We start from the raw sequence: 14,355 nt of genomic DNA on the forward strand, positions 1-14,355 counted from the left end.
ATAGCCTGGTCAGATAAAACCCGCAACCAACGCGGAAATCGCAATGCTTCCCATCAGCAGGACGAACAGGTGACTTTTCCCTTCGCGCCAGCGTGCCATAGCCGGAACGGTGTAAAGTGCATAGACAGGCATAATAAATAAGATAGCGGCAATTACCGGACCACCCAAAGATTCAATAATATTTAAAATCCCCGGATTCAATGTTGCCACCAACCATACAGATCCAAAGAAAAACAGCACAATAGCACGCCGGGTCATGGTTTCATTAATACCCACACCCCGCAGTTGTGCCAGTTTAACAATCACGCCATGCAACCCTTCCCGCGCCCCCAAATAGTGCCCAAAAAATGAGCTGGAAATAGCCAGAATTGCCACCAGCGGGCCAAAGAATGAAATCAACGGGTTATCAAACTTATTCGCCAAATAACTCAGCATAGAGATATTTTGCGCTTTGGCCGCGACCAGGTCGTCGGGGGTGACGCTAAGCACACAACTAAACACAAATAACATAACAAATAGCAGCAGAATCCCTGACGTATTGCGCAATATACGGCTGGCCTGCTCAGCGGCAGTGTCCGGATACGCTTTTCCCACAGCCAGTGAAAAAGATGAGATTGCGGGGGAATGATTAAATGCAAACACCAGTACCGGGATTGTCAGCCATAAAGTCACTGAGAAGTCCTGTAACGCAGGCACCTCTTTAATTGCAGCCAAATTCCAGTGAGGAATAAGATACAGTGAAAGGAATATCAGAATGGCAACCAGTGGGTAAACAAGCCAGGTGGTAATGCGCAACATGCGCTGCTCATCAAGTAACATCACCGACATCAGCAGCCCGACCAGCACAAATGACAGCAACGCTCTGGGCAGAGATGCCATTCCTAACTGGTTCACAATTAGCGAATCAACAGTATTAGTGATACCTACCCCATAAATGAGCAAAATGGGATAAATCGCAAAGAAATAGAGCAATGTGATCAAAATACCAGCACGCTGGCCAAAATGAGCTTCAACCACCTGTGTAATGTCACTGCCTTTCGTATCAGAAGATAAGACAAACCGGGCGAGACCACGATGCGCGAGCCATGTCATTGGCCCCACCAGCAACGCAATCACCACTAACGGCCAGAAGCCTCCCATACCAGCATTGATAGGCAAAAAAAGCACACCAGCGCCCACAGCGGTACCAAACAGGCTTAACGTCCAGGTGCGGGAAAACCGGTGATGGGGAGGTTGTGTTGAGGGTGAGTTTTGATATTCGATTTCCTGACTCATTGAAATATATCTCCATGTTAAATATTTCATGCGGAAATTTATTTCAAAACTGACAAATATAACGTGATAAAAAACTGGTTTTTTAGCCAAAAACCATCAGTTAACCAATGAAAAACGCCAGCTGTTTAGCTGGCGTTAATCCTGGACGATTGCACTACTCAGGCAACGCGCTGCGCTTTCTGTTTGTAACGGTCAAAAATAACTGCTGCAAGCAGGATCAAGCCACGTACCACGTACTGAGCAAATGGCGAGATATTGAGCAGGTTCATCGCATTTTCCACCGTCCCCAATATCAGCACCCCGGCCACCACAAACGAAATTTTACCAATCCCGCCTTTCAGCGAAACCCCACCCAGAACACAAGCAGAGATAACAATCAGTTCATAACCAATTGAGGTCATTGGCTGCCCGCTGGTCATACGCGATGCCAGAATAATACCTGCAGCAGCCGAAACCAGGCCAGACAACACAAAAATAATGATTTTAGTGCGAACTACGGGTACCCCGGCAAGGCGGGCAGCATCTTCGTTGCCACCAATAGCCAGCGTGTTACGCCCGAAAGTGGTTTTATTCAATAAAAAACCGAACAACACAAAACAGACAATGGTAATCCAGATAGGTGCAGGGATCCCGAACCAGTTTGCATAACCCAGTTCAAAGAAGCGTTCATCTTCAATCCCCACCGCTTTACCATCAGAAATGATATAGGCCAGACCGCGGACTATCTGCATCGTAGCAAGTGTGGTGATAAGCGCATTGATCTTCAGACGGGCGATAACAAAACCATTCACAAACCCACTGACAGCCCCCAGTAACAAACCTGCAAAAACCCCTATCCACAGGCTTTCAGTCAGGTTAATCACCACGGCGGTAGTTACCCCTGCACAGGCAATAACCGAAGCCACAGATAAATCAAAATCACCCGAAGCAAGGCAAAACAGCATACCGCAAGCCACCATACCTGACATCGATACGGCAAGACCAAGGCCTTTCATATTGATAAAGGAGGCAAAATTCGGCACAAAAATAGCGCACGCCAGAAACAGCACTGCAAACACCACCAGCATTCCATACTGGTCCCAAATCCGGGAAACTGACAACCCGGCGCGACCGGTTCCTGATGTAGTTAATGAAGACATAAAAAGACTCCTCAATTAGGCAACGGCCTGGCTGGCTTTCGGCATAGCAAGGCTCAGTGCCTGCTTTTCCGTCGCCCCATCATGTGTTAACTCACCCGCAATCTCGCCCTCACACATCACGATAATGCGGTCTGCAACGCCCAGGACTTCAGGCAGGTCACTCGATGCAAACAACACCGCCACCCCCTGAGATGCCAGGGTATAGATAACGTTGTAGATTTCATGTTTTGCGCCGACATCAATCCCACGGGTCGGTTCATCAAGCAGAATCACTTTCATCTCCTCCGATAACCAGCGGCCAAGGATGGCCTTTTGCTGATTCCCACCGGATAGATTCATGATCAATTGATCAGCCCCGGGAGTTTTGATATTGAGCGCACGAATATGGTGGCCCGCATTTTCACTTTCCCAGAGTTTATTGATAAGGCAGCCAATACTGATATGCTTACGCCGTGCACTGATATTGATGTTCTCCTGCACCGAATGCACAGCAATAATACCGTCTGCTTTGCGGTCTTCAGGGCACAGCATCATGCCTGCTTTTATGGCATCTGAAGGTTCACGAATCGTGACCGGGTTGCCATCAATCAACACTTCCCCGCCGGTAATACGTGTACCACCAAACAGCCCTTTCATCAGCTCGCTACGCCCGGCACCCACCAGGCCAAACAAACCTACAATTTCTCCACTTCTCACCGTTAAATCCACCGGTTTGCGAACGCCTGGCGCTTTGACATTATTAAGTGTCAGGCGGGCTTCGCCATACGGTCTGGGTTTCCAGCCGTAGATATCGCCAATATCACGGCCTACCATCGCCTGAACGAGTGCATCATGGTCCACTTTCTGCATATCATCAAAAGTACAGACATACCGCCCGTCTTTAAACACAGTGATAGCGTCACTTAGTGCAAAAATCTCTTCCATGCGGTGAGAAACATACAAAATGACCCGGCCTTCTTCACGCAATTCACGAATAACGCGGAACAGATTTTCGATTTCACGCGCAGACAGAGAACTGGTTGGCTCATCAAACGCAATAACCCGGGCATTGCGTGCCAGCGCTTTAGCGATTTCCACCATTTGCCACTGGCCTATTGATAAATATTTAAGTGGCGTTTCAGGGTCAACATCCAGGCCGAGATGCTCCAGTTGCAAACGCGCTTCATAATTGAGGAGCGACCGGTTAACAATGCCGCCTTTATGCGGAATCTGACCGAGATAAATATTCTCAGCCACACTCATTTCCGGCACTAAATGGAGTTCCTGATATATGATAGCAACGCCCGCGTCCAGCGCCGCGACCGTATTGGCAAATGAAACTTCCTGACCTTTTAAGGTAATAGAGCCGGTTGTCGGCGCATAATTACCACTCAGAATTTTTAATAATGTGGATTTCCCTGCGCCGTTCTCTCCCATCAGCGCGTGCACCTGTCCGCTATAACAGTCAAAGCTGATATCCTGCAGCGCTTTTACGCCCGGAAACGTCTTTCCAATACCACGGAACGAGAGATACGGTGTTTGTTGTTGCATATAGCCTCCAAACCTTCCCCGGTAAACGGGCGTTCTGCACGCCCGTTATCTACCTGGAACGATTACTTGCCGCCCAGGCCTTTTTTAGCCAGTTCTTCTTTGAAGTTGTCACGCGTTATCAACACAACATCGGTGACTTCGGTAAATTTCGGTGGTTCAACGCCTTTGGTAACCCAGTTGTAAAGCATTTGGCTGGATTTATAACCATGCACATCCGGGCTGGGAAGCAGGGAGCCATAGAAGCCGGTTGCTTCTGCTTTAGACAGTTCGTTAACTGCATCCACCCCGTTGATACCGATACCAATTACGTCCTTCGCTTTGAACCCCTGGCCTTCAGTTGCCCGCACGCCGCCAAGTACTGTATTGTCGTTCATCCCGACAATCAGCCAGTGTTTAACTTCCGGGTGCTGCACTAATAATGAGTTACCGGCATCAAAAGCCCCCGGGATATCATTAGATTTTGTTGGCACCTGGTAAATTTGTTTAGCAGGGAAACCCGCTGCTTTCAGTGCATCCATTGAGCCAGTAGTTCTGCGCCGGGCAGTGTCAAGTTCATTAGCAGTGATAGCCATCACCCCAGTTTTACTGACATCCCAGCCACGTTTCTGCATCTCTTTGTACAATTCCTGCCCCTGGCGCTCACCAATTTTGGTTGCCGCCATCATAACCAATGGAACAGAAGTCATCGGTTTACCTTTGGCATTCACAAACTGGTCATCCACAGCAATCACTTTCATACCGTAGCCGCGAGCTTTTGCCACAATGGCAGGGCCCAGTTTTGGATCAGGGGTACAAATAACAAAACCTTTCGCGCCATTTGCCGCCAGGCTGTCAATAGCATTCAGTGTTTTCTCACCATCTGGCACGGCAATTTTAATCACTTCAAAGCCAAGATCCTTGCCTGCCTTGTCAGCAAAACGCCACTCAGTCTGGAACCAGGGTTCTTCCGGCTGTTTTACCAAAAAACCCAGTTTCAGATTTTCCGCCATAGCGGATTGTGACATAACTGCAGCAAGGCCAATTGCCGCCAGCGCTTTAGTAAATTTGTGCATGGTAAACTCCAGCATTTATTTTCTTGTGTGCAGGGTTGTGAACAGAAAATGTTCTTTTTTTCAAACGGTAACAGCGAAACAAAGTTTTTTAGCCCGAAACGCTGATAACGCAAAATAGTTTTAGCGGGAAATTAAAAATCCATAAGAGAGCAAAATCACACAGCTGAATTTTAGTAATTCTGTACATAGATTCAGCAAATAAAGGCATAAAAAAACGTCAATATGTATGACAAATAAGAACATGCTGAGCAGAAAAATCCATATGCTCAGCAACGAAATCCCTGTTACGTGTTACTCACTAGCAAACCTAATCTGTTCCTTGCTTCAGATTAGGTTTGCATATATTGACCACAAGAACGCGCACAATCATCTGCAAGATATTTCTCATAATAATTAATTAAATTTTTACAAAAAATTATCATTGATACAGAGAAAAGCTTTTCAGCACATTATATTTTACCGCGCGAATTTCCATTCTGTTTTATAAGCAAAACACTGCGGCATGGCACAGACGCATACAGGATAATAATGTTAACCAGAGTTAATTTATTTATTACGGTGGCTAAAACACTTTAATAATAAACAAACAACAAGTAATAGCCTACTCAAATAATCAGAAAATATCAGCAACCAGAAAGAAATAAACTAATTATTATCAATACGATACAACACAAAGCACACTTGCATTACAACAACACACTCACTTATTAGCCCGCGAATAGTACACCGAGTAAATAAAGTAATTAATCGTAAAAACTCACATTGAGAGTATCCTTATTTTAAATATGGCTGTATGCTAAGAAGAGTTAAACAAGGAATAACTGCTGATATGCATTATCCAGTTATGTTGAGGGCGATGGTACAGTGAACTGTTATGCCATTGCTCAGGCGATGATGTTTAAAATAATGCCGTAAAAAATAGATTCAGCTGATGATAAGCCTGCAGCATTTATTCAGTTTCTTCGTGAATTAGCAAAATCACAGGTTTCCAGAAAATAAGGATATTGTTATGGCCGTAACTGATATTGTTTCGAAGTTGAATGTACAAATGAACCGTGAGTTTTACTCATCTAACCTTTACCTGCAATTAAGTGCATGGTGCATTGAGCACGAACTGAACGATACTGCGCACTTCCTGAGAACCCAGGCGCAGGGGACGGTAACACTGATGATGCGTTTTTTCGATCATTTGAAAAAAATGGGAGGAAATCCGGTAGTGCAACCAATACCGAGTGGGCTAAAACCCGGTTGCAACTCACTGGCAGTGTTGTTTGAAAAAATGTTAAATGACTACCGTTTCCGTGCCGAAAACCTGGTTCAATTGCAGGATGAAGCAGTAAGCATCAATGATATGTCCACGCTGTTATTCTTGCAGGAAGTTGAAAAAATCCAGCGTAAAAACGGTGCAGTGTTAGTAAAAATGCTCGCGATGGTGCGCGAAGCTGATGCATCGGGAATGTGCCTCATGCAAACCGACCATATTCTGGCTAAGGCTGCAACGGCATGAAGCATGATATGTAAAATGCCATAAGCAGTAGTGCAGAACACCCTCACTTAATTCCATCAGGCCAACCCCAAACCTCTCCCCGGGGTTGGTCATTTTCAATACAACCTGCCAGCAGAACACCCCTTATAACCCAGGGCTTTAGTGCGCATCGGTTGAGCGGGAAAACTTAAGTTCAATCAATGCAATGGCTTTTTGTACCGCACGCAATGTAACCGGATCAGCTGAGGGGTGACCAGCAAAGTCAATAGAACGAAGTTGCGTTGCCATTTTTTCCCGAACTTCCACAGGAGCGATAACATCAATGACATCCAGTATTTGTTTAATCACTAACTGGCATGCAACCACATCAGAAACCAGTTCATCTTCTTTGCTAAAGGAGCCAGACATTATTTTTTCCTCGTAAAAGCGCATATGGTACCGGGATACGGGTCAAAACGGTAGTTCAGCAGGAGAAATCCGTGTGATGGCAGGATAATGTCGGTATTTAGTTGAAGCAGTTCGCTAACAAGTGAGTGGAATGGCGGTATTTTTATTTCTTTATTGCGTATTACAACATAACCCAGCTACGTTCGCCGGGTTTAGCAGGCGGGAAACTTGAAGATATCAGCCCGGAAGCCCTCCGGGTAATTGAACAGAGGGTCGGCTACCCTTATGAGAATTGCTGGGGTAAAAGCAAATTGCTCAGTAAAGATAAGGCAAATACTACTGGCTCTGCATTCGCCGCTACGTCGGCTGTTTCATCACGCCATTCGTACCCTGTGATGCAAGCCGGGCATAAAAAAACCTGCTTCATGATGGAGCAGGTTCTTTTTATCAAAACATTGCGCCCGGCGGGACGTCTTTGAATGTTTTGCAGTAGTTTTCAAACATGCTTTTCAGAATGCGACGCAGACGCAGCTTCATGGTCAAACCTCATATATGTTATGCAGGTGTTGCTCTATCCGCACATATAATATGACCACCATCACAAAAATCAACTGATTTGTGATGCGCATCACAAAAAACCTCAAACTACACTATGCAATATTATTGTGACGGTACTGAACCATGAAAATCGCTAACAGAGAGCATATGACAAGGTATAGCTTTTTATCAGGTAGCAAGCCGTACTCAATACCAGGCACAACTGCATAACCACGCGGCTTCGAATGATTGTTTGAGGCATGAAAAAAGCCAGCATAAGCTGGCCTGCGAAATCATCGTATTGTTACTTAGCCAAGGAGTTCACGAACAAACGCTTCAATTTCTTTATCCTGGCAATGCTCAAAGAAACATTTCTGGAAACGTTCGCCAGACACCGCTGTTTTAACCAGTTCAGGATCCACTGCGCGTAAACCTTCCAGGTAATCTTTTACTAAAGCACCTTTCACCTGGTTGAGAATACCAGCGTTACGCACTTGTGGCTCTTTACGCTCTGGTGGGTAACCTTCACCTTTACGGCCAGTGAACGCTTTTTCAAAAATAAAGCGCACATTCAGTTCAGCACCCCACCCAAAGCCTTTAGCGAAAGGTAAAGAAAGCGCGTTACCATTGTTGATCTGGGCAAACAAGAAAGCATCTGCCGGATCAATACAGTAACCGCAAACCACTCCCGGGTGAATGTTCAGCGACATCAATGCGCCCTGGCCTGTGCCACACCCCGTCACAACAAAATCAACCGCTTTTGAGTTCAACAGCAGGCTTGCCATAATACCTAAATGAATATAGGTCAGGTGGTGGTCTTGTTCATCGCTCATGCCCACGTTGAAAACTGACAGACCTTTTTCATCAGCAACCGCGTTCAACTCGTTAAGGACGACGGCATTCTTGCTTGCCTGACTGTTTTCCATCATCAGTGCAACTTTCATTCTATTCTCTCCTGAATCGTAGCGTGGTTAACCCACCAGATTTGCGACTTGATGAGTTAACAATACTACTCCATGAACATACTTTCAAATTTAATAAAATATTGTTTTAAAAATTACAATCTGGTTCACAATTTACTTCCATGATACCGGTAATGCAAGCCATTTACGCAGAACAGACTGTCATGTTGCCTGCCCTATCACTCACGGAAAACACCTGCTTTAACCTGTTCATCAGGCAAGGCACAACGCCCTGATGCCTGCTCCACAGCCATCACATATTGAGTAATAACTCACTGGCAGAGCCCTTTTCCCCTTTATTCAGTCGATTGCCCCGACTGCCAGTCACCTACAATCTTTTTTATTTGTCACAGGCACTCGGCATGAGAACAATAATTTTAGCGGTTTTATGTGGGTTGGTAGCGGGTTGTACCATAACGAAGACACCTGAATTTGTCGGCGGTGACCGCACCAGTGGAGTTGTCCGCCTGGCCTATGACCTGCCGCCACTGCAAAACGCTCGGGTAGATCAGTACATGGCGCAGAATAACGCGAACAGGGCCTGCCAGGCATGGGGTTATGCCACAGCGCAGTCATTCGGTAACCCAATAACCACCTGTACGACAACCAGTGCGTCTGAGTGCCTGAATGAACAAGTAACAACATCCTGGTTATGCCAGGGACAATTGATTCAGAGTAATACAGCAGGATATTAAGAGAGAATACCCGCTTCCCGTCACCAGGTAGTGGGCACCGCTCCGTGGCTAAGCACCGTTATAACCCGCATTAGTCACATTTTCTGAATGTTATCCGGTTTACCCGGGGATAGCACGGAAGCACTAAAGCAGTGTGTTCTTTTAAATTGTGGACCTTATCAGCCACACTTTACCCACGGCATCTATACTTAAACCTGTCCAGGGAAGTCGTTTTTCAGGTCTGATGACATTAAAAAAATCATTATGTTACAAGCCGCATTACGGCCCGGATGACGACATGAATGAAGATAATGAACGCCAGAAATTCTACTTACTAGAAAGGAATAAGCTCCTTTATGGCAATGCCTTTAACGGGCTGGCAATTAGCGGGTTGGCAGCCCTTACGCTGACACTGAGTTTTCTTACGCCAGAAAACCGCGCGGGAAAAATCACCTGGCTTACCGTGATGCTGGTTATTTTGGGTTTACGCTGTATTGGTATTTTTATCTGGCGTCATCTTCCGGCAGATCAACAAGGTGAAAGGCGTTACCACCGGCGCTTCAGTATTGGCGCCTTAATTACTGCAACCGTCTGGTCTGCTTACAGTCTGTGCTTCTACCAAAGCTTCAGCTCGGAAGAATTTACCTGTCTGGTGATTATTTTATCCGCCATGGCAGCGGGGGCAACCTGCATACTCTCGGGCCATCCATTGCTGGCGATCTTGTACTCCTGCATAATGTTACTTCCCTGCTCACTGATTCTGTTGATGTTTTCAGACAGTTATAAAACTCACCTTGGGTTCCTTGGTATTTTCTTCACGCTGGCAATGGTGTTTTCAGCGCTTACAGTCTCCCGTTATATTCGCAACGCAATTTTTCTCAAATACAAAAACCAGACCATGCTGGAACATATGGAAGACCTGGTGCGCCAGCGCACTCAGGATTTATACAAACTTTCAAGGATGGACCCATTAACAGGTCTGTATAACCGCTCAACTTTTCTGGAGCAGGCAAACCAGTTGACGGCACTGTTCCACCAGCAGCGTATTGATGGTTATAGTGTTTTTTTTATTGAACTGGATAGTTTTAAACAAATTAACGATACCCTCGGACATACATACGGCGATGCGCTCCTGCGCAAATTCAGTGACCGCTTACGCGAATTTTCCGATGACAATACCTGGTTTTGTCGTTGGGGCGGCAATGAATTTATCTTTGCCACTGCGCTGACCGACCCCGGCGAATTATACTGGATAGCTGACGCTATGCTGGTGCGGTTTAGCATGCCATACCGCGTTAATGAACAACAGATTACCCCTCGTTCAACCATTGGTATTGCCGTCTGCCCAGAGCATGGCGATAACATAAACAAGTTGATTCAACTGGCCGATATTGCGATGTACGCGCAACAAGATCACGTCCATGAACGTATCGCGTTCTACAACAAGTCACTGGAGCACAACCTGCTGCGCCGCACAGCGTTACTTGAAGCGTTGCGCTCAGCACTGGCGGTCGGGTCCCTGAGCCTGGCATTACAGCCTATTGTCAGCGCAGACAGCCAGCGTATTGCTGGCTTTGAGGTGTTACTACGCTGGAAGCACAATGGCGAAAACATTTCTCCGGCGGAATTCATTCCGCTGGCGGAGCAAAGTGGATTGATTGTCCCTGTCGGCTATTGGGTGCTGGAGCAGGCCTGCCAAATATTGACCGTAATACCTCACGCCACCGCCAGTCTGTCAGTCAATGTTTCCGTTATCCAAATACAGGATCCACATTTTGTCACCAATGTGGAACAATTGCTTAATAAACATAATATAGCGCCCTGGCGACTGCACCTGGAAGTGACAGAAACGTTCTTTCACCAGGCGCAACATGGTGTGAAAGAAACAATCAGCCGTCTACACCTGTTGGGAGTGAAAATTTCTATTGATGATTTTGGCACGGGCTACTCCAGTCTTTCCGTGATTCAGAACCTCAATATTGATTACGTAAAAATCGACCGCGCCTTTGTAGCTAACATCTTCGAGAAAGGTCAATCGATTGTTGCCGCAGTAATGACCATTGCCCACGGGCTTAATTTTCAGGTGGTTGCTGAAGGTGTGGAAACGCCTGAACAAGCCGCGCAGTTGGCTAAGCTTGGCGTCCATTTTATGCAAGGCTATTACTTCAGCAAACCCGTTCCCGTGAAACAAGCGCTGGCGTTATTACCACAACAAAGACAAGACAGTGCCTGATGCAGGTTGTTGATTTGATGAGCAGACACACCACAATAGCATGTTGAGGAGCAGATTTGTGTTATATTCCGCATTCTTTATTGTCAGCGTTATTGGCTTTCCTTTCCGAATGACGCGCTGTTTTATGGCATGACGCAGCTATGCAAATCTCATCACGCACTAAAATTGTCGTTCATTTATGTGGTTTTCTGGTTCTCCTTTATAGTCTTTCGATGATCCCTCCCATGCTGCTGGCCCTGATTGATAAAGACCGCAGCCTGTTTGCATTTTTAATCACTTTTGTCTGTTTTTCCGTGCTGGGTGGTTTTTGTTGGGTTACCACGCGCCAGGAAAATGTACAACTTAAAACACAGGATGGCTTCATTATCATCGTCCTGTTCTGGTTACTGTTTTCGGTCATCAGCGCCATGCCTTTATGGCTTAACGACAGTCTGCATATCAGTCTTGCTGACGCATTGTTTGAAGGTGTTTCCGGAATAACAACCACGGGTGCATCGATATTCAATAATGTCAGTCTGTTACCCCGTTCCATACTGTATTATCGCGCCCAGTTGAATTTCATTGGTGGCCTGGGCGTTATCGTACTGGCTGTTGCTGTACTGCCTTTACTGGGTATTGGGGGAATGAAACTTTACCAGTCGGAAATGCCCGGCCCATTTAAAGAAGAACGGCTGACACCAAGGCTCGCCGATACATCACGTAATCTGTGGTTTACCTATTTGCTGCTTGGGCTGGCCTGCACCATTGCCTACATGTTTGCCGGGATGCCGTGGTTTGACGCACTGTGCCATGGCTTATCGACCGTCTCGCTGGGAGGGTTTTCTACCCGTAGTGAAAGTATTGGTTTTTTTGACAACCAGACAGTCGAACTGGTGGCCGGGGTTTTCTCACTACTGTCAGGAATCAATTTCACCCTCTACTTTGTTGCCATAATACGCCGCAGTATTCAGCCTTTTCGCCGTAACCCTGAATTGCGTTTTTACTTTACTGTTGCCGCTATTCTGGTCACCATCGTGGCCTTCGAAGTCTGGCGGGCCGGGATGTACTCACCAGGAGACTCGCTGGTTCATGCCTTTTTCCTCACCAGTTCAATGCTTACAGATAATGGTCTGGCTACCGGGGATTATGCCCACTGGCCCACGCACACAATCGTGTTACTACTCTGTGCCAGCTTTTTTGGCGGATGTGTCGGCTCTACCTGTGGCGGGCTGAAAATGATGCGCCTGCTGATTTTACTCCGCCAGAGCCGCCATGAATTACACCAACTTGCCCATCCGCGCGCGCTAATCAGCATTAAAGTAGGAAAAACCGTAATGAGCGACCGGGTTGTTCGCTCTGTGGGGAGTTTCTTTTTTCTCTACGTGGCCTGTACCTGTCTGTTCATCTGGTTACTGAATTTAATGGGCTACGACTTGCTCACTTCATTTGCGACCGTCGCCGCCTGTATCAACAACATGGGCCTGGGTTTTGGAGCGACGGCCAGCGGGTTCGGCGGGCTGTCAGAGGGCGCAAAATATTTGATGTGCGCTGCAATGCTGCTTGGCCGCCTGGAAATCTACCCGGTTCTTATCTTGTTTTCACGCACCTTCTGGCGCAGTTAATGCCCCCGGCTGGCTTTGCGTTGCCAAAGGTAGCGTAAAGCGGAAGCAGGCTCCCGGGCAGGGAACCAGCTCAATCCGGCTACCATGCAACTGCAGAATTTGGTGAACCACCATCAACCCCAACCCGCCCCGGGACAAGCTTTCCCCTTTCAGCAATGCCGGGCGGGTAAACAACTGGCTACGTTTCTCTGACGGTATACCTGGCCCGTTGTCAGCAACCTCAATCGTAACATTTTCTGATGACAGCCAGGCGCGGACTGCAATTGTGCTCCTCTCCGGCGTATGGCGAATCGCGTTATCCAGCAGGTTCGTCAGCACACGTTCAATCATGCCCATATCCGCACAGACCACTGGCAGCCCGGCAAGTGGCTCAACCTGCAAACGCTGGTTACGTGTTTGCGCCGCCAGCGTCATTTTTTGCATCACATCCTGTACCAGATCTTCCAGAGAGAACGGCGTTTTATCCGGTGTTATCACGCCGTACTCCAGGCGAGCCAGCTCAAACAACGACTGCGCCATTTGGCTCACTTTGCGGCTTTCTGACAACGCGATTTCCAGATACTGACGTTTCTCTTCATCCGAAAGGTTGTCACTCAGCAACAGGATGGATTCAATATAACCGTGGATGGCGGTAAGCGGTGTGCGTAAATCATGAGAGACCGTTGCCAAAAATGCCCGACGTTCCTGGGTCTCCTGGGCAAGCTCAGCCCACTGACTGGCAATTTTCGCCTCCATCAGCGTGACCCCTTGCCACAGGCTTACCAGTTCCTGCGCCATACTACGGGTATCAGGTTCTTCAGCCGGTGTAACGCGTGGTTGCGCCAGACTGATTTGCCTGACCCGCCTCTCCAGCGCCCTGACGGGCCTGGCAACCCAATGATAAGTCGCGCCCCCCAGAATCAGCAGCATAATAAGCAGTAACACCAGAGAAGCTGCAACCATGACACCAATATTATGCTGCCAGGCCATGGCATGCAGTGCGCTGTAATGCTCTCCTTGCAGGATAACGTAGACATACCCGCGAACTTTACCCTGGGTAATAAAAGGGGCTGCACTGAATACTTTTTTCCCGTGTAGTTGACGGGGATCATCACCATAAACCGGGAACGGGTCGCCATGCAAAAAAGCAGTTACCGGCTCAACAGACACTTTCTGGCGCTTAAGATGCCCGGGTGGTGCGGCATCGTTAATGATCATCCCCTGGGGGTCTATCAGGTATAACTCCACATTTGGGTTAACCGCCATCAGGTTATTAAACAGCGCCCGGGTTTGTTCCCCTGCCATACCTTCATCCGCAAGGCGGGGATACTGGCGTACCAGATGTTGTGCCAGCCCGGCAGAAAGCTGCTGAACAACTGCATTACCGTAGTTACGCGTCAGCGAAACCTGAACACCAGCCAGCAATGCGCCGCCGGACACTAATAATAAGAGAAATAGCGCAGCCAACCTGCGTGATAACGTGCCAAATAGCCGGGTCAT

At 47.4% G+C, this 14,355-nt stretch carries 12 protein-coding genes; 4 read left to right on the forward strand and 8 right to left on the reverse strand.

Going from position 1 to position 14,355, the window contains the following annotated elements:
* Positions 1-9 precede the first annotated feature (9 nt).
* From A9B99_RS02400 to A9B99_RS02415, 4 genes are all read right to left on the reverse strand, one after another.
* On the reverse strand, positions 10-1,275 hold the full coding sequence (locus A9B99_RS02400) for an aromatic amino acid transport family protein (RefSeq protein WP_064594241.1): 1,266 nt from the start codon (positions 1,273-1,275) through the stop codon (positions 10-12).
* A gap of 158 nt (positions 1,276-1,433) precedes the next feature.
* Positions 1,434-2,414 (reverse strand): L-arabinose ABC transporter permease AraH, encoded by a 981-nt coding sequence (araH, locus tag A9B99_RS02405; RefSeq protein WP_064594242.1) that lies wholly within the window; start codon positions 2,412-2,414, stop codon positions 1,434-1,436.
* A gap of 15 nt (positions 2,415-2,429) precedes the next feature.
* Positions 2,430-3,944 (reverse strand): L-arabinose ABC transporter ATP-binding protein AraG, encoded by a 1,515-nt coding sequence (gene araG, locus A9B99_RS02410; protein WP_064594244.1) that lies wholly within the window; start codon positions 3,942-3,944, stop codon positions 2,430-2,432.
* Between the two features lie 62 nt (positions 3,945-4,006).
* Complete coding sequence (locus A9B99_RS02415; RefSeq protein ID WP_064594246.1) at positions 4,007-4,996, reverse strand: arabinose ABC transporter substrate-binding protein; 990 nt, start codon at positions 4,994-4,996, stop codon at positions 4,007-4,009.
* A 1,009-nt stretch (positions 4,997-6,005) separates the two neighbouring features.
* Here A9B99_RS02415 and A9B99_RS02420 point away from each other — a divergent pair.
* A complete protein-coding gene (locus tag A9B99_RS02420; RefSeq protein WP_064594248.1) occupies positions 6,006-6,503 on the forward strand; it encodes a non-heme ferritin-like protein in 498 nt (165 codons plus the stop codon).
* A gap of 138 nt (positions 6,504-6,641) precedes the next feature.
* Here the strand turns inward: A9B99_RS02420 and A9B99_RS02425 are convergent, their stop codons facing one another.
* From A9B99_RS02425 to A9B99_RS02435, 3 genes are all read right to left on the reverse strand, one after another.
* Entirely contained in the window at positions 6,642-6,890 is a 249-nt protein-coding gene (locus A9B99_RS02425) for a DUF2766 family protein (RefSeq protein WP_064594251.1), read from the reverse strand.
* A gap of 426 nt (positions 6,891-7,316) precedes the next feature.
* Positions 7,317-7,400, reverse strand: coding sequence for a stress response protein AzuC (gene azuC, locus A9B99_RS23725; RefSeq protein ID WP_156518996.1), 84 nt, complete (start codon positions 7,398-7,400; stop codon positions 7,317-7,319).
* Between the two features lie 314 nt (positions 7,401-7,714).
* Positions 7,715-8,350, reverse strand: a complete 636-nt coding sequence (locus A9B99_RS02435; RefSeq protein WP_064594256.1) for an RpiB/LacA/LacB family sugar-phosphate isomerase — start codon at positions 8,348-8,350, stop codon at positions 7,715-7,717.
* A 380-nt stretch (positions 8,351-8,730) separates the two neighbouring features.
* Between A9B99_RS02435 and yecR the strand changes: the two genes are divergently transcribed.
* The 3 genes from yecR (at position 8,731) to A9B99_RS02450 (ending at position 12,876) form a co-directional block, all read left to right on the forward strand.
* Positions 8,731-9,063: a YecR family lipoprotein gene (gene yecR, locus A9B99_RS02440; protein WP_064594258.1), complete on the forward strand. Its 333-nt coding sequence runs from the start codon at positions 8,731-8,733 to the stop codon at positions 9,061-9,063.
* A 277-nt stretch (positions 9,064-9,340) separates the two neighbouring features.
* The gene (locus A9B99_RS02445) at positions 9,341-11,275 is read left to right on the forward strand and encodes a putative bifunctional diguanylate cyclase/phosphodiesterase (RefSeq protein ID WP_064595470.1); all 1,935 of its coding nucleotides are present in this window, start codon (positions 9,341-9,343) and stop codon (positions 11,273-11,275) included.
* Between the two features lie 140 nt (positions 11,276-11,415).
* Entirely contained in the window at positions 11,416-12,876 is a 1,461-nt protein-coding gene (locus A9B99_RS02450) for a TrkH family potassium uptake protein (protein ID WP_064594259.1), read from the forward strand.
* On the opposite strand, the gene A9B99_RS02455 is transcribed toward A9B99_RS02450, so the two are convergent.
* Entirely contained in the window at positions 12,853-14,355 is a 1,503-nt protein-coding gene (locus A9B99_RS02455) for a sensor histidine kinase (RefSeq protein WP_064594262.1), read from the reverse strand. The genes A9B99_RS02450 and A9B99_RS02455 overlap by 24 nt on opposite strands.

Source organism: Mangrovibacter phragmitis (genome assembly GCF_001655675.1).
Taxonomy (GTDB): Bacteria; Pseudomonadota; Gammaproteobacteria; order Enterobacterales; family Enterobacteriaceae; genus Mangrovibacter; species Mangrovibacter phragmitis.